This is a genomic window from Candidatus Methanomethylophilaceae archaeon (assembly GCA_017524805.1).
In the GTDB taxonomy this organism is placed as follows: domain Archaea; phylum Thermoplasmatota; class Thermoplasmata; order Methanomassiliicoccales; family Methanomethylophilaceae; genus Methanoprimaticola.
In genome coordinates, this window is sequence record JAFXUX010000031.1 from 22,493 (window position 1) to 47,931 (window position 25,439).

Annotated in this window: 26 protein-coding genes; 13 read left to right on the forward strand and 13 right to left on the reverse strand. The window is 55.4% G+C overall.

Translation table 11 applies throughout. The features are described 5' to 3' along the window. Positions 1–6: 6 nt before the first annotated feature. Positions 7–909, forward strand: a complete 903-nt coding sequence (gene purC, locus IKP20_06415) for a phosphoribosylaminoimidazolesuccinocarboxamide synthase (GenBank protein ID MBR4504584.1) — start codon at positions 7–9, stop codon at positions 907–909. 23 nt (positions 910–932) lie between these two features. On the opposite strand, the gene IKP20_06420 is transcribed toward purC, so the two are convergent. The 3 genes from IKP20_06420 to IKP20_06430 form a co-directional block, all read right to left on the reverse strand. After that, positions 933–1,361, reverse strand: coding sequence for a UPF0179 family protein (locus IKP20_06420; GenBank protein ID MBR4504585.1), 429 nt, complete (start codon positions 1,359–1,361; stop codon positions 933–935). A gap of 7 nt (positions 1,362–1,368) precedes the next feature. Then, complete coding sequence (locus IKP20_06425) at positions 1,369–2,427, reverse strand: NAD(P)-dependent glycerol-1-phosphate dehydrogenase (protein ID MBR4504586.1); 1,059 nt, start codon at positions 2,425–2,427, stop codon at positions 1,369–1,371. A gap of 271 nt (positions 2,428–2,698) precedes the next feature. Further along, positions 2,699–3,154: a DIP1984 family protein gene (locus IKP20_06430; GenBank protein ID MBR4504587.1), complete on the reverse strand. Its 456-nt coding sequence runs from the start codon at positions 3,152–3,154 to the stop codon at positions 2,699–2,701. Positions 3,155–3,205: 51 nt separating this feature from the next. Here IKP20_06430 and IKP20_06435 point away from each other — a divergent pair, with 51 nt between their 5' ends. Beyond that, a complete protein-coding gene (locus tag IKP20_06435) occupies positions 3,206–3,874 on the forward strand; it encodes a flavodoxin family protein (GenBank protein MBR4504588.1) in 669 nt (222 codons plus the stop codon). 292 nt (positions 3,875–4,166) lie between these two features. Here the strand turns inward: IKP20_06435 and IKP20_06440 are convergent, their stop codons facing one another. Then, complete coding sequence (locus IKP20_06440) at positions 4,167–4,349, reverse strand: hypothetical protein (protein ID MBR4504589.1); 183 nt, start codon at positions 4,347–4,349, stop codon at positions 4,167–4,169. Between the two features lie 99 nt (positions 4,350–4,448). Between IKP20_06440 and IKP20_06445 the strand changes: the two genes are divergently transcribed. Further along, complete coding sequence (locus IKP20_06445) at positions 4,449–4,823, forward strand: desulfoferrodoxin (protein ID MBR4504590.1); 375 nt, start codon at positions 4,449–4,451, stop codon at positions 4,821–4,823. A 104-nt stretch (positions 4,824–4,927) separates the two neighbouring features. Here the strand turns inward: IKP20_06445 and mgtA are convergent, their stop codons facing one another. Continuing rightward, positions 4,928–7,597, reverse strand: a complete 2,670-nt coding sequence (mgtA, locus tag IKP20_06450) for a magnesium-translocating P-type ATPase (GenBank protein ID MBR4504591.1) — start codon at positions 7,595–7,597, stop codon at positions 4,928–4,930. 207 nt (positions 7,598–7,804) lie between these two features. On the opposite strand from mgtA, the gene IKP20_06455 reads away from it, so the two are divergent. From IKP20_06455 to tgtA, 3 genes are read left to right on the forward strand one after another with little or no spacing between them, the layout of a single operon-like run. Next, the gene (locus tag IKP20_06455) at positions 7,805–9,079 is read left to right on the forward strand and encodes a hypothetical protein (protein ID MBR4504592.1); all 1,275 of its coding nucleotides are present in this window, start codon (positions 7,805–7,807) and stop codon (positions 9,077–9,079) included. Positions 9,080–9,126: 47 nt separating this feature from the next. Beyond that, positions 9,127–9,360, forward strand: a complete 234-nt coding sequence (locus tag IKP20_06460; GenBank protein ID MBR4504593.1) for a hypothetical protein — start codon at positions 9,127–9,129, stop codon at positions 9,358–9,360. A gap of 24 nt (positions 9,361–9,384) precedes the next feature. Beyond that, on the forward strand, positions 9,385–11,310 hold the full coding sequence (gene tgtA, locus IKP20_06465) for a tRNA guanosine(15) transglycosylase TgtA (protein MBR4504594.1): 1,926 nt from the start codon (positions 9,385–9,387) through the stop codon (positions 11,308–11,310). A gap of 43 nt (positions 11,311–11,353) precedes the next feature. On the opposite strand, the gene IKP20_06470 is transcribed toward tgtA, so the two are convergent. Then, positions 11,354–11,755: a hypothetical protein gene (locus IKP20_06470; protein ID MBR4504595.1), complete on the reverse strand. Its 402-nt coding sequence runs from the start codon at positions 11,753–11,755 to the stop codon at positions 11,354–11,356. An 87-nt stretch (positions 11,756–11,842) separates the two neighbouring features. Here IKP20_06470 and IKP20_06475 point away from each other — a divergent pair, with 87 nt between their 5' ends. Beyond that, positions 11,843–13,738, forward strand: a complete 1,896-nt coding sequence (locus IKP20_06475) for an InlB B-repeat-containing protein (protein ID MBR4504596.1) — start codon at positions 11,843–11,845, stop codon at positions 13,736–13,738. Between the two features lie 17 nt (positions 13,739–13,755). Next, complete coding sequence (thiM, locus tag IKP20_06480; protein MBR4504597.1) at positions 13,756–14,526, forward strand: hydroxyethylthiazole kinase; 771 nt, start codon at positions 13,756–13,758, stop codon at positions 14,524–14,526. A 35-nt stretch (positions 14,527–14,561) separates the two neighbouring features. Here thiM and pth2 read toward each other — a convergent pair whose 3' ends face one another. Both pth2 and IKP20_06490 read right to left on the reverse strand, forming a co-directional pair. Beyond that, entirely contained in the window at positions 14,562–14,939 is a 378-nt protein-coding gene (gene pth2, locus IKP20_06485; GenBank protein ID MBR4504598.1) for a peptidyl-tRNA hydrolase Pth2, read from the reverse strand. Positions 14,940–14,981: 42 nt separating this feature from the next. Continuing rightward, a complete protein-coding gene (locus IKP20_06490; protein ID MBR4504599.1) occupies positions 14,982–15,338 on the reverse strand; it encodes a zinc-ribbon domain-containing protein in 357 nt (118 codons plus the stop codon). 96 nt (positions 15,339–15,434) lie between these two features. Between IKP20_06490 and IKP20_06495 the strand changes: the two genes are divergently transcribed. Together IKP20_06495 and IKP20_06500 are read left to right on the forward strand one after the other, a co-directional pair. Then, the gene (locus IKP20_06495; GenBank protein MBR4504600.1) at positions 15,435–15,785 is read left to right on the forward strand and encodes a zinc ribbon domain-containing protein; all 351 of its coding nucleotides are present in this window, start codon (positions 15,435–15,437) and stop codon (positions 15,783–15,785) included. Further along, complete coding sequence (locus IKP20_06500) at positions 15,785–16,309, forward strand: YkgJ family cysteine cluster protein (GenBank protein ID MBR4504601.1); 525 nt, start codon at positions 15,785–15,787, stop codon at positions 16,307–16,309. Before IKP20_06495 ends, IKP20_06500 begins: the two co-directional genes overlap by 1 nt. On the opposite strand, the gene IKP20_06505 is transcribed toward IKP20_06500, so the two are convergent. The 4 genes from IKP20_06505 to IKP20_06520 form a co-directional block, all read right to left on the reverse strand. Then, positions 16,304–16,744: a hypothetical protein gene (locus IKP20_06505; protein MBR4504602.1), complete on the reverse strand. Its 441-nt coding sequence runs from the start codon at positions 16,742–16,744 to the stop codon at positions 16,304–16,306. The two genes, IKP20_06500 and IKP20_06505, sit on opposite strands and share 6 nt — an antisense overlap. Then, positions 16,738–17,136, reverse strand: a complete 399-nt coding sequence (locus IKP20_06510) for a hypothetical protein (GenBank protein MBR4504603.1) — start codon at positions 17,134–17,136, stop codon at positions 16,738–16,740. Before IKP20_06510 ends, IKP20_06505 begins: the two co-directional genes overlap by 7 nt. A 91-nt stretch (positions 17,137–17,227) precedes the next feature. Then, positions 17,228–19,135: a U32 family peptidase gene (locus tag IKP20_06515; protein ID MBR4504604.1), complete on the reverse strand. Its 1,908-nt coding sequence runs from the start codon at positions 19,133–19,135 to the stop codon at positions 17,228–17,230. A 176-nt stretch (positions 19,136–19,311) separates the two neighbouring features. After that, positions 19,312–19,635, reverse strand: coding sequence for a hypothetical protein (locus IKP20_06520; protein ID MBR4504605.1), 324 nt, complete (start codon positions 19,633–19,635; stop codon positions 19,312–19,314). A 153-nt stretch (positions 19,636–19,788) separates the two neighbouring features. Here IKP20_06520 and IKP20_06525 point away from each other — a divergent pair, with 153 nt between their 5' ends. The 3 genes from IKP20_06525 (at position 19,789) to IKP20_06535 (ending at position 23,613) form a co-directional block, all read left to right on the forward strand. Then, positions 19,789–21,567 carry a type II/IV secretion system ATPase subunit gene (locus IKP20_06525; GenBank protein ID MBR4504606.1) on the forward strand — a complete coding sequence of 593 codons (1,779 nt, stop codon included), beginning with the start codon at positions 19,789–19,791 and terminating at the stop codon, positions 21,565–21,567. Continuing rightward, a complete protein-coding gene (locus IKP20_06530; GenBank protein MBR4504607.1) occupies positions 21,564–22,985 on the forward strand; it encodes a hypothetical protein in 1,422 nt (473 codons plus the stop codon). Before IKP20_06525 ends, IKP20_06530 begins: the two co-directional genes overlap by 4 nt. A 136-nt stretch (positions 22,986–23,121) precedes the next feature. Then, entirely contained in the window at positions 23,122–23,613 is a 492-nt protein-coding gene (locus IKP20_06535) for a YbjN domain-containing protein (protein ID MBR4504608.1), read from the forward strand. 551 nt (positions 23,614–24,164) lie between these two features. Here the strand turns inward: IKP20_06535 and IKP20_06540 are convergent. Further along, positions 24,165–25,439 carry a hypothetical protein gene (locus tag IKP20_06540; GenBank protein ID MBR4504609.1) on the reverse strand — a complete coding sequence of 425 codons (1,275 nt, stop codon included), beginning with the start codon at positions 25,437–25,439 and terminating at the stop codon, positions 24,165–24,167.

Here is a 25,439-nt window from a genome sequence, read left to right on the forward strand (position 1 = left end):
CGGCCCATGGAACATGTAATGACCGGAAAGGTCAAAGAGGTCTACAAGGTGGACGACGACACCCTTGAGTTCGCCTATACCGACAACATCTCGGTGTTCGACAAGATCATACCGTCCAAAATTCCGCACAAAGGGGAGACCCTCTGCAGAACCGCGAAGTTTTGGTTCAATATCCTGACCAAGAACGGCATCCGCAACCACTTCATCAGCGAGCCGTCCAAAGACAGGATGAGGGTCGAGCGCGTGGACATCATCCGCGATTACAGCAGGATCGACGGCACGACCAAGAACTATCTGATTCCTCTGGAGGTCATCTGCAGATACTATGCAGCAGGATCCCTTCTGGACAGGATAAAATCCGGCAAGGTCAAGCCAGAAGACCTCGGATTCCCCGCCGGATATCAGGTCAAGAAAGGCGACAAGCTGCCGAAGCCGTTCATCGAGTGCACCACGAAGCTGGAGGCCCATGACGAGAACCTGACCGACGAGGAAGCCAAGAAGATGGCCGGCCTTTCGGATGAGGAATACGAGGAGATCAAAGCCACCGTGCTGAAGATCGACGCTATCATCGCCGAGGAAGCCGGGAAGAGGAATCTCATCCATTGCGACGGGAAGAAGGAGTTCGCTTACGACAAGAACAGGAAGCTCATGGTCGTGGACACCTTCGGAACTCTCGACGAGGATCGCTGGTGGGACGCGGATGAGTATGCCGCCGGAAGGATAGTCGAGCTCTCCAAGGAATTCGTCCGCCAATACTACCGCGAGACCGGGTACCATGATGCACTCTATTCTGCCCGCGAAGCCGGGAAGCCAGAGCCCGACATACCTCCCCTCCCACAGGACATCATCGACCGCGTGAGCAAGCTCTACGTCGATATGTACGAGAGGATAACCGGAGAGAAATTCTGAAGGAAGTTTAAGGTGAGGCGGCCTCAGAAGAGGTCGACCTTCACCAATTTATCGCCTTTGGGGCATTCGATGTCCCCATAGACGGTTTTTATGCTGTATTTGGAGCCTTCGGTTTTGCCGGGCGCATGGCACAGCCGGTAGTTTTCGCATGCGAGGTTCTCGCATTTAGATTCCTGGTAAGTGATCATGCTCCCGTCGATGGCTTGCTTCTTGGGTATTGACGCGGGCGTGGGGATTTTCTCGACCACCGCGGCGGTGACCTCTTCGCCCAGGTATTCGTGGCATTCGTGGGTCTGCGACCTCACTTCCAAGACCCTGTATTTGGATCCCGGCTCCAGATTGAAGCACACCCCTTTCAGTTTGCATTCCCTGCAGTCGTTCAGCGGGCCGACGAAATAGAATTCGTTGCCTTCGTGAGCCTGCGAAGTGCCGATTAGCGTTATCAATGTCATTTCTTCCTCAAATGACGCCTGTTTCGCTCGCGACGGTCATAGCTACTTCCTCGCTTATGCCTGTCGTACCGAGTATCGTGAACCTGTCGGACCTTATCTCGTGAGCGTGGACCATGGCGTCTATCATCTGATCTTTCGTTATCCCCAGTCCTCTGGCGGTTGTGGGGGCACCAATCATACGCAAAGCGTCTCTGATGCTCTTCCAGTCCCCTCCGTGGAGATACATCGTCAGTATCGAAGCCACACCGCACTGCTCCCCATGCAACGCGCGCCCGGGGCATGTGAGGTCAAGCCTATGCGAGATCATGTGCTCCGCGCCGCTGGTGGGTCTGGAGCTCCCCGCTATGTTTATCGAGATCCCGGAGAGGATAATGGGCTTGATCGCGAGCCAAACGCTCGTTTCCAGCCCGGGTTTTATCTTGTCCGCGGAGCTCATGACTGATTCCGCGGCATACTTGGACAGCGTGTATGCCGTCCCGCTGTAACTCTCATTCGTGAGCCTTTTGGCGAAATCCCAATCCTTCAGAGCTGTGAGATTGGAGATGACATCGGCGCATCCGGCGGCCAGAAGGCGGTAAGGGGCCTTTGAGATGACGGCAGTATCGGCTATTATGCCCATCGGGGAGCCTGATTCTATGGATTTGGATCCCGCGGGGGTTTTCAATGATGCTCTGTTGGATGCGATGCCATCATGCGAAGCCGATGTGGGAATGCTGATGAATGGGATGTCGAGATCCTTAGAGACGACTTTGGCCGTGTCGATCTTGCTTCCGCCGCCGACCGCCAGAATGAAATCCGATTTGAATTCTCTGATCTGGTTTTCGGCGGTTTTGACGTTCTCCATCGTCGCGTCGCCTATGAGACAGACGTCCAGATCGTATCCGCTCATATATTCGGCGACCTCTTTTCCGGCGGCTTTCATCGTCTTCTCGCCGGATATAAGCGTGGCGGTGCGCCCTATCTTGAGCTCGTCGCACATCTCTCTGACGGATCTCAGCGCATTGTGGCCGGCGTTGACGTTGCGCGGGAACTCGGCCACTTTCCATTTCATGAACTCTTCCGTCATGTTCACTGGAACCCATATGGATGTCAGACTTAAAGACTGTCCGCTCAAATACACTAAAAAATGACGGATTATGGAGCGAATAATCTGACGAGGGTTCCCCGTACCCACCCTCACGATTCCGGCCGGTGCCCGGTAGTAAAGATATCCGTCTGCGTTGGATGTCACGATGGGGGCTTAACTGATGTATAGATGTCCCGCCCCGGACCCAATGCTATCCGCTTAACCCGCGGACAAGGGTTTGCACCCGCTCCGGAAAGGCTACCTTCCTGCGTCAGATCAGCTCTGTAATCCAGTTGAGCTCTTGGATGGAATTGTCGGTTTTCCTCACGTCCTCGGAGATTCTGTCCGCTTGCTTTCTCAGAGCCTTGACGTCAACCGTGCTGACTATCTTGATGTCGGTGGAAACGCGGCGCTCAGCCCTGTTGCTGGCATGGTCGATGAAGGTTCTCAGCATATCGCCTTTCCTCTTCATGACGTCTCTGCGGGCCAGAAGCTCAGCAAGCGTAGCTCCGTTCCTGTCTTTGGTGAGGCTGTTGGTGATGTTTATCCTGCGGATCAGATCCGTGAGCTGTTCCGTGATGGTGTCAAGCTCCGCGAGAAGAACTTTCGGATCTTCGCTGGGCTCATCTCCTTCTTGGACTTTGGAATTGTTGTTGAGCCTTATCTCAAGCTGTCTGAGCCTCAGATCCAGGTCAGACCTCATCTTAAGCGCTTCCGCGAGCTTCATGCCCCTCATAATTGCATCTGTTTATTTAATCTGTACCGCAGATTATGGTCCATGAAAGCGCTGATCGTCGCGGGGAGCATGAACGCCGATGGCATCACCGCAAGGATGTGCGGATATGCGGCCGATGCCCTCCGCGGATTGGGTTGGGAGGCTCGGATCGTTTTTCCGTCTGGGATGGACATACGCCACTGCTCAGGGTGCGGGAAATGCGCGTCCGGAGTATGCGCGATCGACGACGACATGGCCGAAATCCTGGATGCCGTCGAAGGGTCTGACCTCTTGATTCTGGCGTCTCCGATACATTTCAGCGGCCCTTCTTCTCTGATAAAAACCGTCATGGATCGGTTCCAACCTTATTGGTGGAAAGGGTCTCATGGAGGAAGGATGGCAGCTATGCTCTGCGGAGGAAGCCCGAACGCCCGCTTCTCATGCGCCGTGGCTGAGATGAGAGCGCTTTCGATAACGGCTGGAATGGGGTGGGCGGGCCATCTCGAATTCCCGGGAACCGACGACCGCGGGGGAAAAGGCCTGAAAGAGGCTGTCGGAGACTTCGTCTGCGATATCGTCACAGAGCGACGTGGAATATCTTGTTCGCGAAGGAAGCCGGCACGGAGGCGTATCTGGCCCCCGGGAACGGGATTGCGGATGGGCACATGTCCTCTATGGATTCCCATTGTCTGTCCGTCAGGGACATGTCCGAGTCGACCACGCATATCCTGAAGTAATTCATGTCCATGAGCTCGTCCAAGATATCCTCCACATATGATTTCCTTCCTCCCCTGCGGATTCCCATCCCGTCAGCGACGTAGACCGCGGGGATGAAGCTGTCCGATACGTCCATTATGTCCTTCAGTATGGCATCCGAGAGGGAGACATGGTAAGGGGAGATGATCATGTCCGCGGAGGAATTGAACGCGTCCATGAGGTCTTCCGTCGTCTCGATCGAAGTCATCAGCCATAGGTAAGCCCCTCTTACTCTCAGACGTTTCATTACGCCCTCGCAGAACCATCCCTATCTGAGGCTGTTCACATCCGCGGCGATTATCGGCGACCTTTCCTCGGTAATGATTATGCCTCTGAGGGCAGACAACGGCATCAGCGGCCCTTCCAAGACCGGTCTGCCGCCTTCGAACCGCCCCTCGGAGATTCTCACCTTCCCATCCTCGTAGACAGCGAACACCGCCGGAATATCCATGCGCCAGAAATTTTGGATTTGGTATTTGGATATGTTGCAGAATCCTTTATGCGATAGGTTATTAACCTGCGCAGAGCGATGACCGTCCGAGGTTCAGAAATGAGCAGAACTTTCGTTTGTTCAAAATGCGGCACCGCGGTCGATCTCATCTACAAGGGAGGGTGCTTCCCCAGCTGCTGCGGATCCCCCATGACCCCGGTAGAGCCCAAAACCGACGATTTCGCCAAAGAGAAGCATGTCCCTTACATCGAGAAGAAGGACGGGGGATTCCTGGTCAAAGTAGGCAAAGAGGCCGCCCACCCCATGGCCGATGACCACTACATCGTGTATATCCAGATCTGCGCCGACGGCATCCTCATGAGGAAATACCTCAAACCCGGAGACGCTCCCGAGGCTTTCTTCCCCACTTCCGCCGAGAAAGTCACCGCATGGGAGTTCTGCAACAAGCACGGCCTCTGGAAATCCAACCAGTGATTCCGTATTAAACTAAAATCTCAAACCCTGCGGATCGGATTCCGTCCGCAGGCCATTTCTTTTTCATAATTATGAAAGGCAGGGGGATGGTTCCCCCATGTTTCTCAGCACGCGAAGTAACCGTGCGTCTTGAGCATCCTCTTCTTGACGAGGTGCGACCCGAAGAAGTAGAATACTGCGATGAACGGCATCCAAAGCAGCGACCACAGCGGGATGGGAAGCACTCCTTCCATGCCTACGGATTCCGCGATGGCAAGCCACAGGTCTCCGGTGAACGGAAGCAGCGTTCCGGCTGCCAGCGCGAGTATGGTGGTCACAACGAGGATGTTGGATGGCCAGCTCCTGAAGAATGGGAGCTTGTTGGTACGCACGATGTGTATCGCCCAAACCTGCATCCAGTACTGCTCTATGCACCACAGGGTCTCGAACAGTAGCTCCACGTTGGTGCCGCTCAGGTCTTCCCTGGCGAGGATGGCGGCGGCGGCGCTGTCGAACCCTTCGAAGGGAATGGTAGCGAAGACCACGAAGATCATGAATGCCCATGTCATCAGGTCTGTCAGAGGGCACATCAGCCCGTATCTGAACATGACGTTCTTCAGGTTGATGGCATCCCATTTCCTTGGTTCGCGGACGAATTCGTCTTCAACTTTGTCCCACGGGATGACCAGGCAGGCGAAGTCGTTGATCAGGTTGAAGATCAGGATCATAATCGCGCCCATAGGCTCGAAGTTGAACAGCAGAGTCGCTATGATCAGCGAGAACATGTATCCGAAGTTGATCGAACCGATCATCTTGACGTACTTTATGCTGTTGACGTAGACTTTTCTGCCTTCTATGGCTCCGTTCTTGAGTATGCCCAGATCCTTTTCCAGCAGGATCATGTTGGCGGTGTCCTTGGCGATGTCGGTTCCGGTGTCCACCGAGATGCTGACGTCGGCGTTCTTCATGGCGACGACATCGTTTATCCCGTCTCCCATCAGGCCGACGGTGTGGCCGTTTCCGCGAAGGGTGGTGACTATCCTGGATTTGTTTTCGGGGGTGAGCCTTGCGAACACGTTGCATGTTTCCACTGCGGTCTTCAGTTCTTCGTCTGACATGGCGTCTATCGCTTCGCCGACGAGGATTTCCTTGCCTTCGATGCCTATCTCGTCGCAGACGTACCCGGAAACGTATTCGTTGTCACCTGTGAGCACTTTGACGGCTATGCCATAATCGGCCAGATCCTTGATCGCGGTCTTGGCGGTGGGCTTCACGGGATCGATGAACACGACGAATCCGTCGAATATGAGGTCGCATTCGTCCGCAGAGGTGACGTTGGTCCCATCGGGCATGAACTTGTGCGCAACCGCAAGGACGCGCATGCCTTTGCTGCTGTACCACTCCACGAGCCCCATGATGTCGTTGATGGTGCTGTCGTCGAGAACCTGGATGTCCCTGTTCTCGTCGGTGTACCCGGAGGAGATCTCGAGGATCTCAGCCACCGCTCCTTTGGTGATCATCATGTCGACGTCATCATTCTTCTCGACGACGACGGTGGCTCTCCTTCTGATGAAGTCGAACGGTATGTCGGCGACGAATTTGTACCCGTCCAGCTCGTCGGAGAGGCCGTTGTCTTCCGCATACTCATCGATCGCCCAATCTATCTGGTTGGTTGCCGAAGTCAGGTTCTTGCTGTTCAGGCAGGTAAAGATCTCTATCGTATGGCTGGGGTTGCCGTAGACATCGTTGCACGACTCGAGGGAAATCCTGTTCTGAGTGAGGGTCCCGGTTTTGTCCGAGCAAAGGACATCCATGGCTCCGAAGTTCTGGATCGAGGTGACGTCCTTGACGATGACTTTGTTCTTCGACATGTCGATGGCGCCCTTCGCAAGGTTGGTCGATACGATGGTCGCCAGCATCTCGGGCATGAGGCCTATCGCCAAAGTCAGCGAGAAGATGACGGCTTCCATGATCCCATCGAAAGTGAACTCTCCGCAGTTGAAGTAGCTCTTGGCAACCATTATGAGGAAGACCGGGGGGACCATGTAGAGCATGATCTTGATCAGAACCGACGCGATCGCTTTGCTTCCTTTGTCATAGGTGGTCGCAGATCTCTTCTTGGAGAGCTCTTCTGCCATGCTCCCGAAGATGGTGTCGTCACCGACGGAGACGACTATCGCTTCCGCGGAGCCCCCGATGACGCTGGTTCCCATGAAGGCCATGTTGTTGCATCCGAGGATGTTTCCCACGCTGGCGCTGGGTTCGGTGACTTTCGTGACAGGCCCAGATTCGCCGGTAAGCGAGGATTGGTCCACCTGCAGGTGGTTTGATTTCAGTATTCTCACGTCGGCGGGGATGACGTCGCCGGTGTCAAGTATGATTATATCTCCGACGACCAGCTCTTTGGAGTCCATCTCCACCTCTACGCCTTCGCGGCGCACGGTTATGATCGTAGTGACCATGCTGACCAGTTTGGACGCGGCTTTGCTGCTGCGGGTCTCCTGGATGAAGGTCATGGTTCCGCTGACGACAATCAGAGTCGTGAGGATTACAAAATAAATGATGTCCGGGTCCAGAATCATCCAAAGGATGTCTATGACGGCCAGTGCGATTATGAAAATGTTGACGAATGCGTGATAAAGCCTTTTCAGAACGATATGTTTGTTATGGTTGGTGACTTCATTTTTCCCGTATTGAATGCGGGATGTCGTCACTTCTTCGTTATAAAGCCCATTTTCGTTGCTTCCGAGAAGCTTCACCATTGTCTCCCCGTTCAAGGACGCGGCCGACTTCATTCTTTGATCAGGAGGAATCGAACCATTTACCACGCTGGCTGCTATAATCACATAGGACTTAAAGCAATCTCCGAGGAGGCGTCAGAAACTCCCTTTATATCGGCTGGTATCAGCCATTTCCTATGTGTCCGAGGCTCATACCCTTCTAACGGCCCGCATAGCGGATGTTCCGAGAAGGATAAATCCCAGCACGGCAATCGACGGCGCATGAAAGCTTTGCCTGTGATCGCGGTCGCTGCGGCATTGCTGATCGTCGCTGCGGCTCTTTGCATTCCTGGGAGCACGGAGGAGCGCAGGCTTCCTCTGGAATTCCACGTCCCTGACGTCTCCGACATGGATGTTAAGGACGGCGCAGTCCCATCCGGAAGCGTCAACGCCCTCGGATGGGATTGTTTCGATGCCGCCGATGGCGGGAACATCCTGCTCTCGCCGTATGGGATATACTTCGCACTGGGCATGCTGGCCAACGGCTCTGAATCCGGGTCCGAGGCGGAAAAGGAGATGCTCGGAATCCTCCATTCCGACGGCATCGATTCTCTGAATGCGTATCTGGATTCCCTTTTGGCTGCGAACGGGGAGGAGTTCGTCTCCTGCGGAATGGTGATGGTGGACCGCTCTGCCGTCGCCGGGACGTCCGTGTCCGAGGATTTCGCCAAGGCTGTGGTGAGGTATTGCGGCGGCGCGGTATCGGAAGCCGATTTCTCGGGGGATTTGGATGCCGTGAAGGCTCTGATCAAGGAATGGGTCAGCGAGAAGACCTGCGGCCTGATCCCGGATTACGAGTCGATAGCCACGGAAGATACGGTATGCGACCTGCTGAACGTGGTGCATTTCAAGGGAAGCTGGAACGTTCCTTTCGATTCCGATCTGACGTATGACGAATATTTCCATGGCGACGGCGGCTCTGTCTCACTGGTTCCGATGATGCATGGGACTCTCAAAGGCGTGCGCTATCACGAGGATTCCAGATTCAGGGGAATCCAGCTGGAATACGATTCCGAGCTTCGGGAAGGCCTTTGCATGCGCATCATCCTTCCTAAGGATCCCTCCTCGACAGAGGTTCTGAAGGAATGGAAGTCAGAATCCTGGGAGAACAGGGAGGCTTTCATGGGGAAGCTGGGATCTCCGGCCCTTGTCGATGCCGATATCTCTCTGCCCAAGCTGGATCTTTCTGAATCTCTGGATCTGAAAAAAATCCTGTCGGAGCTCGGTCTGAGCGAATCTGCAACGTTCAGCGGGATGATAGATGGCGTTCCGCTGTCAGTGGAAGGCGGGAAGCATCAGGCTAGGATGATAGTCGACGAGGAAGGCACCGAAGCGGCCGCCGTCACGGAGATAACGATGGAAAAGCTGTCCGTCATCCCCGGATCCGATCTGTCAATAGTGGAATTCCGCTGCGATATCCCGTTCCTGATGGCCATCGTGGACGAGGAGACAGGAGCGGATCTGTTCGTCGGATACGTGGGCGACGCATCTCTTTGACGATCGATTCTATGGGAAGCTGTATGCCATCTAAGAGATGAGGTTCTATGATAAAGGCAGAGATACGCATAGATTATCCGGACGAAAGGACCGCCCGCGCGGTTTTCGATGCTCTGGCCCCGGACAACGCGGGGTATGTAGAATCCGCTCTCGAAGGCGCTTCCATAGTTCTCAGGGCGGAGTCAGAGACCGCCGGGACCATGAGGAATACCGCCGACGATCTCATGGCATGCGTCAAGGCGGCCGAAGATTCCATAGGGGCTACGGGCCAACCCAATTAATATCAAGACAAGTTAACGTCGGATATGTTCGAGATCATAAAGCGCGATGGCATGGCGCGCATGGGCAGATTCGAGGTCCACGGGAAGGTCGTGGAGACCCCTGCCCTGCTTCCGGTTGTGAATCCCAAGATAAACACCGTGCCTCCGCGCGAGCTTTACGAAAGGTTCGGGTTCAAAGCCCTGATCACCAATTCATACATAATCAAGAATTCGCCGGAGCTCAAAGATAAGGCTCTGGAGCTGGGACTGCACGGTCTGCTCGACTATCCCGGCGTCATCATGACCGATTCCGGGACTTTCCAGTCCCATATGTACGGAGAGGTCGATCTCACAAACGAGGAGATAGTCCAGTTCCAGAAGGACATCGGGACGGACATCGGGACTGTGCTGGACATCTTTACCGAGCCTTTCTGGACCAAGGAGCAGACGGCCGAATCCATAGTTACGACTTTGGAGAGAACGGAGAAAGCCTGCGAAATGAAGGGCGACATGCTCATCAACGGTGTCATCCAAGGCTCGGTATACCAGGATTTGAGGGAGGATTGCGCCAGGAAGATGGCTTCCATGGACATAGACGTCCACCCCATAGGCGGCGTCGTCCCTCTGATGGAGCAATACCGCTATTCCGAGCTCGTCGATGTGGTCATGGCTTCCAAAAGGGGCATAAACCACAGCCGCCCCGTCCACCTGTTCGGCGCCGGCCACCCTATGATTCTGGCCCTTGCCACTCTGATGGGATGCGATCTGTTCGATTCCGCTGGGTACGCCAAATTCGCCAGAGACGACAGGATGATGTTCATCGACGGAACGTTCAGGCTTGCCGACATGAAATCTTTGGATTGCGATTGCCCAGCGTGCCGCGGGCGCAGAGTCGAGGAGCTCCGCGGGCTGGACAAGAAGAGCAGGACGAAGATAATCGCCGAGCACAATCTGTATCAGATCACGCGCGAGCTGGCTCTCGTCAGGCGCTATCTTCAGGAAGGTCGCCTCTGGGAGCTGGCCGAGATCCGCTGCAGGGCCCATCCTGCTTTGTTGGACGCTCTCCGCAGGCTGAAAGAGCATCAGGCTCAGATGGAGCTCAGCGACCCCCTCAGCAGGGACGGAGCCATATTCTATACTGGCTCGGAGTCCCGCGGAAGGCCGGTCTATCTGAGATATCTGGACAGGCTTGGGAAAAGATACGTGCCTCCGACCGACAAAGCCGTCCTGTTCCCGGATTGCCAGGGCAAGCCGTACAGCAGGCCGTATGCCGAGGATTTCGACAGGGCAAGGAAGGCGGGATACACCCCCATTGTGGTCTCCCCGTTCGGACCGGTTCCGGCGGAGCTGGATGAGATGTACCCTCTGGCCCAATCTCTCTTCCCCTCGATACAGGATGATGAGACCGAGAACGAATCTGAAAGGCTGACATTCCAGTTTTTGAGCATGATGGGATTCAGAAAGGCGATAGAGCCTGGTCAGATTCCGGATGGGGGCTCCATAGAATACGATGCCGACATGCTCAGGGCGAAAGCCGTGGCGAGGTATCAGTTCGGGAACGAGGCCGCGGATGCTCTTTTCAGAGGCGAGGTGACGTTCGTCAAGAGCAAGAAGACCGGCAAAATAAGGAACGTCATATCGGATGGCGAGCACGTTCTCTCGATGCGCGCCGGAGACGGGCTGTATACTCTCAGATTGGAGGGAGCGAAGAGAATCGTCTCGTCGGTTCCAGCACCATATATGCGTGTGGCGATCATGGATGATGCCGTCCCATTCGTTGCCGACGGGCGCAACGTGTTCGCACAGTTCGTGCTGTCCTGCGATCCTGAGCTGCGCCCGATGGAGGAGGCCATAGTGACCGACAAGGACGGCAATCCCGTGGCCACCGGCCGCATGTTCCTGACGCCCAAAGAGATACCTTTCATGAAGAAAGGCATCGCAGTCAAGGTCCGCACCGGCGCCGAGGAATGAGAAACATGCCGGCAGGGGCATCCCCGCCGGTTTTTATCTGAAATCAGTTCATCACTGGAAGGTCATTCTTCACGCCGTCGGCGTAGACCTTCGCTATGGCGTTCTTCATGATCGTATCGGGTACGTCTTCGGCGTATTCCCTCTTCCAATCGAGGATCGGGCGCCCGAAAGTCACTTTTCCGGGTTGGTCAGGGTCGTCGTCGGCTTCGAGATATTTGATCGCCAGCCCGTCTACGATTTCCTGGACGCTTTTTCCGTTGATTATGATGGAGCTCGATCCGCTTTCTATTTTTGTCTCTTTGAAGGTGCAGGGGATATCTTCCATCTCCAAGTCGCACATCAGGTCTTTGATGTACGAAACCATCGCTGCGGAGGACCTTCTTCTGACTACGGGGTCGTCTATAGGCGCATCCGTGTGCCTGTACTCTATTTCTATCCTGACCATGGACTCTAATCCCCCGTCATACTTAAAACGATGGCGGTACGCCTTTGAAGGTTCTGTTTTTATCCGAGTATTGCGATTCTCCCGGCAATGTCAAGCTCTGGAGTAGTGGCGCTTTTGGTGGCTGTAATAGTCATTATCGTAGGCGCCGCCATATTCTTGGGAGGCTCTGGAGACGATGGCCAGCAGAAGACTGATCCCGAAGAGCCAGTCGATCCTGTGGATCCGGATGTCCCCAAAGCCACGTACAGCATAAGCTATGTTCTCAACGGAGGCACTCTGGTCGGCACCGCCCCCAAAACATATGAGAGCGGCCAATATGCCGATTTACCTTACGCTGAAAACGGAGGGCTGTTCTTCGACGGATGGTTCACGGATGAGGGATGCACCACGCCGATCGGGGCGATATTGGAAAGCCAGACCGGCGATCTGACGCTATATGCAGCATGGTCCGGAAGCAAAGTCGGTACCGGATTCACCATGAGCATCGACGGCTCTTCCCCCTCCATAGTCTTCAAGAGGAATTATACCGGGACTGCTACATGGGAATACCTCGGCGAAGATGACGGCGCCTATTATGTGGAGCGTACCATGAAAATCGGTACCAAACACTGGTACAGCGGAATCACGATACCGTACTGGTGGTCCACCATATTCGGCAGCACTACTACGGAAGAGGCGGCCGACGTCCTTGATTTGACCGAGCATTACTGGACGGATGACGATGACGGCGACGATACGGTTTTCTTCTATCGCGGCAATGAAACCTTAACCGGGAATTTCTTCGGAAATGGACAGAAGTCATATGTCTGCGAGGTTTGGGAGTCTGAAGACGGGACAGAGAAGCAGTGGGTATACCGCAGTTTCTATCCGCTGAAAATCGAGACTTTCGATTCTGGGCTGGAGCTGAACTATTCTTTGACCAAAGTCTATGAGGTCAATAATATCGTCGGGGATTTCGAGCCTACGGTATATGCCGAATATGGGATTACCGTCACAGGTTATACCACCCTCGCCATCGGCGAGACTCTGACCCTTACTGCGTATGGACAGGATTTCTACGGCTGGTACATCGACGGGAAGCTTCAGGAACCCATCAGCCGCACTCTGACGGATGACCGCGCAACTCCAGATAAGGTATATGAAGCGCGCACAGACGTAGAATATTACGTTCTGGAATCGAATACGCTATATTTCGAAGATGTCCATCTTGTGAGCCCTGTCACCATCTACGATGATGAAGGCAAGGAATACAACATGAACACTGGCGTTACCTTCAGCGACAGGGTGAACGGAATTTTCACGCCGATCGACAGCAGAGAACCTGTCCCATGCATTCTGAGGGTTTATAAGGAAAAGACCTCCACGTTCTCCTGCACTTGGGAAGTCGGCAAGAACAGTTATTCCATGTCCTTCACCATGCATTACAACGATCTGTATGATTATTCAAAGGATACGGACAGGGCCGATTTCAGCTCCTACAGGGCGATGTCCAAGTACTTCACCTATGATGACCCATATGTAAAGATCGCGTGCGAGAAACTGCTCGAATACAAGTCGCTCTATAACATGAACGACCGTGATTTCGCATATTTCGTCATGAAATTCGTGGAGACGATTCCCTATCTGTATGATGAGAGCTCGCGCGGGAAGATGGAGTTCATCAAATATCCGGCCGAACTGTTCTGGGACGGCGGAGGAGACTGCGAGGATTCCTCGATTCTGTATTGCACTCTCATGAAGAAGATGGGATACGATACTGCGCTGCTCATATTCCGCGACCATGCCATGGCATCGATACACTTCGTGAACGATTCGTACAACTATGGCGATAATGTCGCGACGAAAAACGGGAAGAAGTATGTCTATGTGGAGACGACCACTACCGGGGAGACCTGGAGCAACCGCAGCGGATACGATCTCGGAGACATCTTCGATGACGCATACAAGCCGTCGAAGATAGAGGATATGTACGTGTTGGTATGAGCAGACCGTCTGATTACATGGGAAAGGTCCGGGCGAAGAGGCCGCTGGTCCAGTGCATGACCAATTACGTGACCGTCAACGACTGCGCGAACGCCTGCCTCTGCTGCGGGGGGACGCCGGTCATGACGGATGCGGCCGAGGATGTGGCGGAGATGGTCAGCATAGCTTCTGCGCTCGTGCTGAACATCGGGACGCTGAACAGCCGCACCGTCGATTCCATGGAAGCCGCCGGACGTGCCGCCAACAAGGCCGGCATACCGGTCCTCCTGGATCCGGTCGGCGTCGGAGCGACGAGATACCGCACCGAGACCGCTTTCAGGCTTCTGGAGAGGGTCGATATCGCCGTCATCAAAGGGAACCACGGCGAGATCGGCGTTCTCTCCGGGAACGGAGGCCAGGTCAGAGGCGTCGATTCCATGGGCTCCAAGGATCCGAAGTCAGCCGCTGAAAAGCTGGCCTCCGAGTTCGGATGCGCTGTCGCTTCCACCGGAGAGGTGGACTACGTTTTCCGCGGGGGATCCGGCGTCGAGCTGAGGAATGGGCATCCGCTCCTAGGAACCGTTTCTGGCACAGGATGCATGCTATCCGCAGTCGCCGGCGCCTATATCGGAGCTTGCGGCGTCTCGTTGGAATCGCTGTCCGCATCCCTGCTTGTGTTCAGCATCTCCTCGGAATATGCGGCGACAAAATGCGAAGGCCCGGGAACGTTCAAGCCCGCTTTCTTGGATGCCATATACAATCTGGATGCGGAGCGTCTCGACACCCGCGTCCAGATCCGCAACCTCTGAAACATTTCAATCTGGCTGGGAACTTCGAATCCCAGTCAGAGCATTTTCAAGCTTCCTGTTACGCGATCGATCTCTCCGGCGAGGGCAGGGCCGATCCCGATGCAGGTGGTCGTTCCAGGCTCGATCTGGGTCCTTCCCGCGTCCGTTATCGTAGACACCGGGAGCTTCACGCTTCTGGCTTCCGCTGCGAGGCGCATGAGTTCCTCCAAAGAGTCGACTTTGAGGACGACCTTTGCCTGGCCGCTCGAGTGCCATCCGTCGAACGTCTTTCTGTCGTATTTTTGGACGTAGATGGCGCATTCGACTGCCGCATGCGCAGCTTGGGCGGCTATTTTGCCTTTGCCCATTTTCAGGTCGTTCCTGACGACCACCACGAGCTTGTATTCGTCCGATCTGAAAGGGGATGCTGTCATCTTTCCTGCCCATGCATGACACGTTTATTTGCGTTTTTCCCCTCAAAAGAAAGCGTTGCGACGCAAGAGGATGGCAATCAGCATCCCGGCCTGGAATCCTATGGTGAAGAGGAAGATCAAGCCCCCTCCCATTTTCATCCCGTTCCCCCCTACAGCGATGAACGGTATTACGAAGAGGCAGAGCAACCCGACGAAAAATGATATGGCGAATCCGAGGGCGGCCCCGGCGCCGATCGCAGCCACATGCCTGATGCCGATTTTCATCTTCCCTTTCTCTTCCGGCTGGGATTGGTTTTCCTGGCCGGGTTCGGGGGTTACGGTTTTATCCAACGTGGATCCGCATCTGGGGCAGAACCCATAGTCATCGGATGTTTCGGCTCCGCACTCAGGGCAGATCATGGCACCCAATCCGGATTGCGGTTTTAAAATTTCCTCAATCTTTCGCAGCCCGACGCAGTCCGCAAGTATATGAACCCCTCCGCTTTATTGCGGGGCATGAAATGTCCGAAATGCGGATTCGAGAATTCCGAGGACACGCTCTTCTGCAAGCAATGCGACTGGAGGGTGGATATCCCTTACGTCCCAGAAAAGAAGACGAATGCCGCGTTATACAGCGCGATCGCCCTAGCTTTGGGCGTAATCGCCGCAGCCCTATGCATGATGGACAATCTTGGATACGCCGCGGCCGCTGTCGGTGCCGTCGGAATGGTCGTGGGAGGATATGCCATCAACGTTCCAAGGCTGCTGAACAGCGACAACAAGGCGGTTCTCGTGACAATAGCGGCGATCGGGCTGATCCTCAGTATGGTTGGGTTCATGCTCGGCCTCTATTCGGCGGTGCTCTGATGGCGGTATACCGCGGCAAGTACATCCTCGAGGGTCTTGGGACCATCAGCCCCGAGATGAAAGCCAACCTGGATATCGCATACGAGATCTGCATGTCATATAGGCCGGAGTTTCCCTGCGAGATGTGCGGGAAATGCTGCCATCAGCCCAATATAATCGTCACTCCGGATGAGTTCGAGAGAATAGCCAGCGCAGCGAACGTCTCCATTGCCGAGTTCATCCAGGAATACCTTGCCCGCACCCCCGACGGAAGATTCCTTCTGGCCAAGACCGAGCCTTGCGCTTTCCTTGGGAAGGACAACAGATGCACCATATGGGAGGACCGCCCGCAGATATGCGATGATTTCCCGTATGCCGTGTCCATGTTCATGAGCAGGGTGTATCTGGCGCTGACCAACCCCGACGCGGACATCCTCGAGCTCATCGATTACATGGACAAATCATGGCCGTGCACCAAAGCCATCAGATCCACCATCAAAGGCAAGATAGAGGAGCGCAGGAAAGACGTCGTGGCGATGTCATAACCCTATTTTGAGCGATGCGGACAGCGTTCCCCCCAGAGAGACGGGGAAACTCGATTCCGCTCCCGAATAGACCTTGACATCCTCTTCTCCGATCGAACTGTTCTCGTCTCCGTACGACAGTTCCATGCGGTAGGGATGGCCTCTGCAATGGAGATCCAGGAACTCTTCCAGATACTCCAGAGGCTTCCCATCCCCGTTCGCCAACGAATAGGCCAGGACGTCCGTCAGGAACACTACAGCGCCGTCGTCTAAATCTGATACGTCCGACGGTCTGACTTTCGCCGCGGATATGGCGTCCATAGCTTCGGATGCGTTCGGGCCGTTCTCCTCATCCATGCCGAATTGCATCGAGATAACCGACAGGGCCATCAGAATAATCGCCATGAACGCGATGGCATCCACATACGCTGTGAATCCGCGTCTGTCCTTCAGCAAATTACCACCCTGAAGATCGCCGGGACTTTCCTCCCTCCGTCGCATCCTATGGATATCGTCTTGAACAGCGTCGAATATCCCGATCCCGGGTCAGTGCCCAGCGATACGGAACTGTCCCCGCAGAATTCCCCCGGAACGTTCGCCTCCACGGATACGTACGCTTTCCCGCTGGTGTCGAGATATTCCTGCAGGTATCCTTCATATGACGGCACGAATTCCCCGTCCACTATCTCGCCACCGAGCATACCCACGTTGAAGCGCAGATCCTCTTCGGAATCGGCCGAAATCAGCAATGCGGCGGCGCCGAGGAAGGCCGTAAGCGCCAGGACGACTGCCATCATGGACAGAACCGCCTCCATGAATCCCATTTCGCCGCTTCTATTCCCTATCATGCGGAGGGTTTCGCGTTAGGCAGATAAAATAGGGGATGCGTGCGCGTACGTCGCATCCCGATTATGTTATCAGGCCGGTTATCGACGGATCTCATACCCCGCGGATGTACAGGCCTTTGGTGAAGCTGCTGCCGCACATCTCGGAGAGTTTTCCCAGCGTTTTCTCCGAAGGGTTGACGCACATCTCGCCCACCATTTTCGCCACCGCGGCCGGCCTTTTCCTCAGGTCCAATCCGGCGGAGGCGACGCCGAAGCGCCTGAACTCGTCCAGCCTGTCCAGGAGGTTCAGGTCCGCAGAGTTCAATATGTGGGAATAACCGCGTTTGTCCTTGTAGACGGGGAAGGAAGCTTCCGTTTCGTCTTTCAGAGAGCAATCTGACATGCCCGGATCGCGGGTGATCATGAGCTCCGCCCTTCCGAAAGCCATGACTTCCGTCCTGATGGGATAATGCGCTGTAAGCTCCGATATCTCGCCCTTGGAGAGCTCCGTGGAGAGCGTCGTCTGATACAGCTTAAGAGGGAAATACGAGTTGAATGCGTTCAGCACGCTGCTTCCATAGATTCTCTCAGAACCTTTGCAAGCGCGGTACTGGGCCACCGTGTTCACCATGACGGGATGCTTCGTCTCCGCGAACTCGTCCAGAGGGTCGAATCTGGGGAGCAAGGAGACGATCTCTTTTCCTGCTGCGTTGCAGATTTCCCTTGCTTCTCCGATCTTTCCGGTGGCATCGTAGTATATGCGGTCGGCATAGGGCAGAGCGGCTTCCAGCGTTTTTATCGATGACACATAGAATGACAGCTGGGTTCTCTCCTCGGGTTTGCGGAAGCTCTCGCGCTTCAGCTTGACCGGTCTCCTCTTCGTGGAACCTTCCAGTTTCGGAGCCGGCCCGAATCCGTTTTTGATCTCGTCAATGCGCGGGTCGTACGTGCGATAGATGCTGTACTTCCCGTCTTTGATCTTGAAAGGCACTTGGGCGGACACCAGATCGGTGACTTTGAAACCGCCAATTTTTTTGTCCCCGTCGAAAATGGAGAGCCCATCTCTGATGCCGATCTTCTCGCTCAATTGCGATGGGTCAAGCTTCCTGTCCTTGATGGCGGCGTTCCCGACGAAGAACCCTCTGTTGTCGGGATAAAGGGGCTGGACCGGGGATACGAATTCCCCAAGATACCCGGAGCAGGTCCCGCGGTTGAACACCGTCCTCAGAAGCTCCATAGTATCGTCGAATTCTTTTCCCGTCTCTTTCTTTTCTGCCATGGAATACGCTTTGGCCGCCAGGTACGAATACGCCGGGGATCTCATGCGCCCTTCGATTTTCAGGGAATCCACGCCTATCTCGCGCAGCTTATCCATGTATTCCATCCCGAACAGATCGGCGCAGCTCAGGAGATAGCCTTCTTTTTCGTCGGTGGAGTATTTCTTTCTGCAGGGCTGGGCGCAGGACCCGCGGTTCCCGCTTCTGCCGCCTATGTGGCTGGACATTAGGCACCCTCCGGATACGCAATAGCATAGCGCGCCTTGGATGAACACCTCGGTTTCGACGGGGGATTCAGGAACCATCTTTCCCAGCTCATCCATGGTGAGCTCTCTGGCGAGCACGGCGCGGTCCAAACCGTTCTCCGAGCACCATCTCAGGCCCTCCAGAGAATGGATCTGCATCTGGGTGGACGCATGCTTCCTGATGTCGACGCTGCTGAGCTGCTTGAGAAGACCGAGGTCCTGGACTATGACGGCATCCGCATCGATGTCCGCCAAGAATCTGACGAAGGATACTGCGTCTTCTATCTCTGAATCTTTGACGAGGGTGTTGACCGTCACATGGACTTTCACGCCGTTGTCATGGGCATATCCGACGGCCCCTTCGAGCTCTTTGTCGCTGAAATTCCCCGCGAAAGCGCGGGCGCCAAAGCTCTTCCCAGCCAGATATATCGCATCAGCCCCGGCCTTGACAGCCGCCGGGAGGCTTTCCGGAGACCCTACGGGCGCCAGTATTTCCACGGTGTTCCTTAGGATAAATAGTTTATAAGCATTTTACGGGAGATCCTGATGACGCAGCGTTACCGCACGCGCTGGAATATTAAGCGTCCGCGTCGAACCGTACCCATGGACATAATCGGAAGGATGGCCGGGGCAATTCCCCGCGCCAAAGGGAAGGGGCAGGATATCCCGAAACGTTACGAGCCTCCGGCGGCGATTTCCGGGGATTCCTTGATAATCAACTGCTCCGGGTGCAGGTATGCCCCCGATCCCGGGACCGCGGAATGCATCAGATGCATGGTATCGTCGATGTGCTCCAAAGGTAGCTCCGGGAGGATCGTTCTGCGCACGGGAAAAGATCTGGAAATTGCCGGGCGTTCCGGGAAGGTCATCAAGGATGCAGCATCGGTGATGAGATGGTCGTTCCCGCAGGAGGCCCCGAAAGGAAGGTGCAGGATGTGCGAGGTCTCCAGGTCCAAGGTCATGGACGTCCTGTGGGACGGTTTCCCTTCCGGAGGCATCGCGGAGGCTCTGGCTTTCGTCGAAGGGAAGCGCCCCCAAGGCAAGGAATGCGATCTTTGCGTCCTCCGCACACGCCGCGCAATAGAGCAGATAGAAACCGGGCTCAAGGAGATAGAGGAGCGGATGGCGGACCTTTCCGGGAGGACTCTGCGATGGCCAGATTGCCGCCTTTTTTCTCCCACGGCAAATCCGCCGGGAGCAATGACGATCGGGAGATTCCGTTCTATTGGGATGCCGATCCGCTGGAATCGGTCAGCAGAACTATGCCGAGGACCGAGCCCAGCCTTCCGCACGACCCTTCCGCGTCGAAGAACGATTTCACATCTCTGTTCTCATCGATGGTCTGGAAGGACCTCAGGACGAAGCCCTCGTATGCCGAGTGCTGGCTGGTCGGGACGCAGGAGAATCTCAAAGCGATATCAAGCTATTCGACCCAGTTCGCTCATGTCACCATAGGAATGGCCAACGACGGCCAGACCGAATACTCGCTGATGCCCCGGGAATACTCCTTCGACGATTCCGTCAATTCGGTGGTTTCCGATGTCATCCGCGGGATCCGCGTAGAGTATCGCTTGCACGGCGGAAGGTTGGACCGCGATTCCGTCATCGGCACCGCCCGCGCGCTGGCCGCCAACAGGTATGACGACATAAAGGAAGCCTGCGGGAATTCCGCCAATCTGGATGGCCTGATGGACGACATATGCTCCGCATCATACAGGCATTCCGTCGGGGCAGGGATTTTCGAGGTGCTTCTGTCCGATCCGCACATAGAGGATGTGTACATCGATGCTCCTTGCGACAGGAACAGAGTGCATGTGACGATCAACGGCATCGACGGCGTGAATTCTCATATGCGCTGCAGGACCAATCTGATGGCCGACCGCAGGGAGATGGACAACATCGTGAACATCCTGAAGAGGGAGAGCGGTCTCAGGTTCTGCCAGTCATCTCCGGTTCTGGAGACGGATTTCCGCGAGTTCGACGCCAGAGCAACTCTCATCGGTTTCCCGATGAGCCCCAACGGGGATGCTTTGGCGATAAGGAAGCACTCTGCGAGGCCTTGGACGCTGACTAGGTTGCTGGCGAACGGGACGATAGATCAGCGTGCGGCGGGTCTGCTGTCATTCATGGTAAACAACCGCTCCACAATCCTTATCTGCGGGCCGAGGGGAGCCGGGAAAAGCTCCCTTCTGTCAGCCTTGATGTTCGAGTTCCCGCTGGGCCAGAGGATTCTCACTATAGAGGACACTATCGAGCTGCCAGGGGAGCAGATGCGCAGCATGGGCTACAAGGTGCAGACCATTCTGGTGGACGACAGAAATGATGGCAGCCCGCTTACCAATGCCGATGAGGCTCTCAGGGTTTCGCTGAGGATGGGAGAGTCGGCGATAGTCATGGGCGAGGTCAGAGGCGACGAGGCTCGCACTCTCTATCAGAGCATGAGGACGGGGAAAGCCGGGAGCGCTATCATGGGTACGATCCACGGCGATTCGGCCATGTCGGTATACAACCGCGTCGTCTACGATATGGGAATCGCCCCTGAAGCGTTCATGGCCACCGATGCCATCGTATCGTTGGGAACGGTCAAGGACAGGAGAACCGGAAGCCTCGTCAGAAGGGCGGTGGAATTCGTCTGTACCGCATCGGAGCCAGGGAAGTTCATCGACATGACCGACCAATCTGTTATGTTCGAGGCGCCTTCGATGAAAAGGGCGATGAGGATGTCACAGATGGGAAAGGCCGAAGCCGCAAAGGACATCCGCGCTAGGTCCGCGATGAGGTACTGGCTGGCAGAGAAGGGAAAGACCGACGAGAGATTCTTCGGCCCTGAATGGGTCACCCTGTCCAATGATATACTGTCTAGGATGCCTCCGTCGGCCCCGGCAGAAGCCGCTCTCGACGAGCTCAAAAGGAGGGTGTCCCTGATATGAAGAAGGCTCTCAGCGGAACCGACAGCAAAAGGCTGCTGAACGAATGCCCGACAGTGGTCGGGATGATGACATCGTCGCTGGAGTCTGGAGGATCTTGGGACGCGGCTGTGAGGATGGTGGCTTCCGAGGGGCCGCCGCTGTCCAGGAAGCTCTTCTCATCGATCGTCAGGAAGGTGGACACCAAATCCTCCGAGACGATGTCTTCATGCGTATCCGATGCAATGTCCGAGCTTCCGGAATCCGCGGCGGGATATCGGAGAGCGGTCCACATGTGCATGGCGGCCTCGGAATCCTCCGGCCAGGACGAGAGGTCTAACATGCTGAAGGACGCCTCCGACATCGCGTTGACCGCGGTGAAGGATATGGGAGACGAATATGGAGCATCACTGAACACACCGTGCATGACGGTATTCGGGATAGGAATCCTCGTGCCCATGATACTGATGTCGATATTGCCTATGCTCAGCCTCGGGGGCATGATGGGCATCGGGACCATAGACAAAGGAACGATCGTGTTCGTCACTCTGGCTCTGATCCCGGCCGCCATTCTGATGATATCGTTTTGGCTCAGATATACCAACCCATTTCTCATCGCCGAGTTCGAGGCCCGCGAACTCCGCTGCGCTCTCCCCCTTCTGCTGGCCATCCCTCTGGCAATAGTATACCTCAGTCTTGGAGGGGGCGTGGACGAGTTGGTTCTATTCACGTTGGCTCCGGCTTCCGTCGCCTCGCTGGCTTTCATGTGGAAAGACGTAGCGGAGGACAAGAAGCGTGCGAAATGCGAAGGCGGCCTGAGGGATTGCGTGTTCGACATGGGCAGCAGGATGATCTCAGGCGACAATTTCGAAAGCGCTTCCTCAGGTGCGATCGCTGTCAGAAGCGAGTGCGCGGATGCCGCAGCCGCTTATTCGAGGGAGCTTTCCCTATGCAAAGGAGATGCGGTGAAGGCTGTTGCAAGATCCATAAGACCAATATCAGGGGATGTGGCGGTGGCTTTCGCAGACATTTGCCGCTGTTCCCGCAGGGACGTCACAGACGCCGGGCGCTTGGCGATAGCGCTGGGAAGGCAGTTCCAGAACAGGAACCACGCATGGCGGAGATTGGAGATGAATCTCAAGAGTATGACTGACATGATGCTGGTGACCGCGGTCTTCTTCGCGCCTATGGTTTTGGGTATGAGCGTCTCCATGCTGGCGCCCCTGTCGCAGATTGACGGATTCGCCGGCATGGACGGGACTGCCGCCGTGCTTTCGGTGTATCTGGCGGAGCTCTGCGCAACGATAGCGGTGCTTATGGGAAGCCTCGGGAGCGGAGAAGGGATCAGAAAGATGCTGTGGAGATTCTGTCTGATGTGCCCGATCGGCCAGATAATTTTCTGCGTCTGCTGCGGAATAGTTTTCCGATGTATTCGCGCCTGAATCATGAAGGCGGGGCCATTGCTCCCGCCCGATTTGCTATAAAAAGCACTATAGTGATAGTGATGTTCGAAAATTAACAATCACTGTCTGTATTATGACAATAGTTTTTCATAATGCTTAATCTATTGACCCAATCATGTTTGGGCTTAAGAAGAGGGTGTCCGCCGGGAAGGGGCACAGCCTTTCCGAGATCAAGGAAACCGTCAGGAAATCCTTCGATCTGATGGAATACAAGTATGATGTCGATGAGAACGGCAGCGTTATCTGTGACGTGATGGGCGATGACATACCCATGAGGGTTGTCGCGGCTTCCGACGAAAACTCCATAGGGATACTCGTTCTGATGTCTTTCTCCGTGGACGAATCCCACAAGGTCGGAGTTCTCGACAGGATAAACTCCCTGAACAACGACATCCGCTACGGGCGCTTCTACCTTCACCCGATAGATGAGGGATATGCGCCAGTGTTCCAGTACAGCATACCGGACTGCGTCATCAACCTCAAGCCAGAAGTGGTCGCAACCTTCATCCAGATGTCCTTGGACACCGTGGACAAGGTCGATGGGGAGATCAAGAAGATGATCGAGAGCGACGCCTGGAAGAAGTCCTCCGATTACATGTACATCTGATCTGACCGCTGTAAGTCCTGCGAATCGGCCCATCCCCCTCCATCCCGCGTCATGCGGACATCTCAGGGCGCCTGGGACGGCATCATCCGTCTTCCGGCCCCGCTTTTCCTTGCGTCAATTTTAACCATAAGTTCGCGCATCCCCGTTGCGATGCCAGAATCCGTCGGTCTGCTTTCTAAAACTACAGCGGAGCCTAGCGCAGCCTCTGCCGCCGACAGTACTGACGGCCGTTCGATCCTCGATATCGCCAAAAGCATCGATCCGGAGCTGCAGGCGAGGCGCAGCGCAGAGATGAGGAAAAAGAATGGCAGGGTGAGGGCATTCGTCTGGAAGCCGGCCGTGATTTTTCTTGCGGTATCTTTCGTGCTGACTCTTGCTACGGTCCTTTACGACACGCAGGTCAACGACGGGATGATAATCACGGAGAACAACAGCCTGTGCATATGCATGTCTCTGTTCGTTTTCTTCCCCATCATCGCATACATGGCTCTGATGATGATGAAAACTTCGGTGAGTTTCCTGATGGGCACGGCCGGGCTGGCCGCATGGGTTTACGGGCTTCTCTCCGGCGAGTGGTTTAGCGATCTAATAATCCCGCTGGCGATTCTCAGCGTCATCATCTGCGTCCACGTTATGGCATGCTCCGCAGCCGTCAGGGTTTCCCGCGTCGATTTCTGATCTCGCTTCTTCTTGATGAGAGACATCCTGATGTCATATGTGATGTCCGCCATATCCGATATCACAGGATCGGCGATTCCCTTGGCGATGTCCGCCCTCAGCCTGGAATAGTTCACCATGCTGATGCTGTCGTACTGGCCCGTCTCTTTCAGCCTTTTTATGACGGCGGTCTTGTCCTTCGGAAGGTTGGCCCTTCTGTAGCGGCGTATGCTGATGGTGGCATCCCTGCCGTCGACCAGATCGCATCTCGCCGAGTCCGCGTATGCCACGATCTTCGCTTTGACTGTGTCCCTCCTGCTTTGGAGCATTTCCATGCGCTGTTTGAGGGCCGCTATTTTCTCGTCCAGATCGGAGTATTCTTGGACGAGCTCTTCGATCTCTTCCGCGGGCATCCTCTTTTTCCCGTTGATCGAGGAGAGATAAGGCTGGCATCTGTTTCTGTGGGGGCAGTATGCGCATCCTTCCCCGAGTTTGGGAGGATAATTCAGATCCCCTTCGATCTCCCCTATCCTTTCCGACAGCTTCTCTGCGGCCTCGCCCATGGATTGCTTCCTCACCGGGCATTCCGTCTCGTCGCCGGTCAGAAGGTATCTCCATTGCAGGACGATCCTGTCGGTCCCCTGGAGGCTGTAGGTCGCCCACAATGCAGAGACCTTGGACTCCAGATCCTCGGTCAGATCCTTCCTGAGGCCGGCGTCGTCTGTTATGTATCTGCACAGGACGGCCGAATCGCCTCTCCTGTATATCTCATCGATAGAGACTCTGGCGGTTTTCCCGCGCGGAAGGCTCTGAACACCTCTGATATCGAATGCTATGATGCTGCTGCCGTCGGATTCGGCGATGAATTCCGCGTATTTTCTGGTGCAGGCCTCTCCTTTCCTGTAGAATTCGGCGATGTCCTGCCCCTCTCCCGTGCAGACATCTTCCATGCAGGCGTCCCACTCCTCCCTGAACATGGCCAGGGCTTCCGCGGCGGAGACTTTGTGCCCCATAACGCGCCTGCTGTTGGCATGGGCCATCATCCTGTGGACGGAGATGTCCAGGCAATCCTGGAGGGAGATCCTCCAGTCATCCGACATGGCTGATAGCCTGTATGCTTGCGGGCATCCTTCGTATTTTCTGATGTCGCCGAAGGAAAAGGTGGGCAT

Coding starts and splice junctions, on each gene's coding strand:
- purC (MBR4504584.1), top strand. CDS start 7: ATGGAACATGTAATGACCGGAAAGGTCAAAGAGGTCTACAAGGTGGAC.
- IKP20_06420 (MBR4504585.1), bottom strand. CDS start 1,361: ATGACATTGATAACGCTAATCGGCACTTCGCAGGCTCACGAAGGCAAC.
- IKP20_06425 (MBR4504586.1), bottom strand. CDS start 2,427: ATGACGGAAGAGTTCATGAAATGGAAAGTGGCCGAGTTCCCGCGCAAC.
- IKP20_06430 (MBR4504587.1), bottom strand. CDS start 3,154: ATGAAGCTCGCGGAAGCGCTTAAGATGAGGTCTGACCTGGATCTGAGG.
- IKP20_06435 (MBR4504588.1), top strand. CDS start 3,206: ATGAAAGCGCTGATCGTCGCGGGGAGCATGAACGCCGATGGCATCACC.
- IKP20_06440 (MBR4504589.1), bottom strand. CDS start 4,349: ATGGATATTCCGGCGGTGTTCGCTGTCTACGAGGATGGGAAGGTGAGA.
- IKP20_06445 (MBR4504590.1), top strand. CDS start 4,449: ATGAGCAGAACTTTCGTTTGTTCAAAATGCGGCACCGCGGTCGATCTC.
- mgtA (MBR4504591.1), bottom strand. CDS start 7,597: ATGAAGTCGGCCGCGTCCTTGAACGGGGAGACAATGGTGAAGCTTCTC.
- IKP20_06455 (MBR4504592.1), top strand. CDS start 7,805: ATGAAAGCTTTGCCTGTGATCGCGGTCGCTGCGGCATTGCTGATCGTC.
- IKP20_06460 (MBR4504593.1), top strand. CDS start 9,127: ATGATAAAGGCAGAGATACGCATAGATTATCCGGACGAAAGGACCGCC.
- tgtA (MBR4504594.1), top strand. CDS start 9,385: ATGTTCGAGATCATAAAGCGCGATGGCATGGCGCGCATGGGCAGATTC.
- IKP20_06470 (MBR4504595.1), bottom strand. CDS start 11,755: ATGGTCAGGATAGAAATAGAGTACAGGCACACGGATGCGCCTATAGAC.
- IKP20_06475 (MBR4504596.1), top strand. CDS start 11,843: ATGTCAAGCTCTGGAGTAGTGGCGCTTTTGGTGGCTGTAATAGTCATT.
- thiM (MBR4504597.1), top strand. CDS start 13,756: ATGGGAAAGGTCCGGGCGAAGAGGCCGCTGGTCCAGTGCATGACCAAT.
- pth2 (MBR4504598.1), bottom strand. CDS start 14,939: ATGACAGCATCCCCTTTCAGATCGGACGAATACAAGCTCGTGGTGGTC.
- IKP20_06490 (MBR4504599.1), bottom strand. CDS start 15,338: ATGATCTGCCCTGAGTGCGGAGCCGAAACATCCGATGACTATGGGTTC.
- IKP20_06495 (MBR4504600.1), top strand. CDS start 15,435: ATGAAATGTCCGAAATGCGGATTCGAGAATTCCGAGGACACGCTCTTC.
- IKP20_06500 (MBR4504601.1), top strand. CDS start 15,785: ATGGCGGTATACCGCGGCAAGTACATCCTCGAGGGTCTTGGGACCATC.
- IKP20_06510 (MBR4504603.1), bottom strand. CDS start 17,136: ATGATAGGGAATAGAAGCGGCGAAATGGGATTCATGGAGGCGGTTCTG.
- IKP20_06520 (MBR4504605.1), bottom strand. CDS start 19,635: ATGCCTCCGGAAGGGAAACCGTCCCACAGGACGTCCATGACCTTGGAC.
- IKP20_06525 (MBR4504606.1), top strand. CDS start 19,789: ATGGCCAGATTGCCGCCTTTTTTCTCCCACGGCAAATCCGCCGGGAGC.
- IKP20_06530 (MBR4504607.1), top strand. CDS start 21,564: ATGAAGAAGGCTCTCAGCGGAACCGACAGCAAAAGGCTGCTGAACGAA.
- IKP20_06535 (MBR4504608.1), top strand. CDS start 23,122: ATGTTTGGGCTTAAGAAGAGGGTGTCCGCCGGGAAGGGGCACAGCCTT.
- IKP20_06540 (MBR4504609.1), bottom strand. CDS start 25,439: ATGCCCACCTTTTCCTTCGGCGACATCAGAAAATACGAAGGATGCCCG.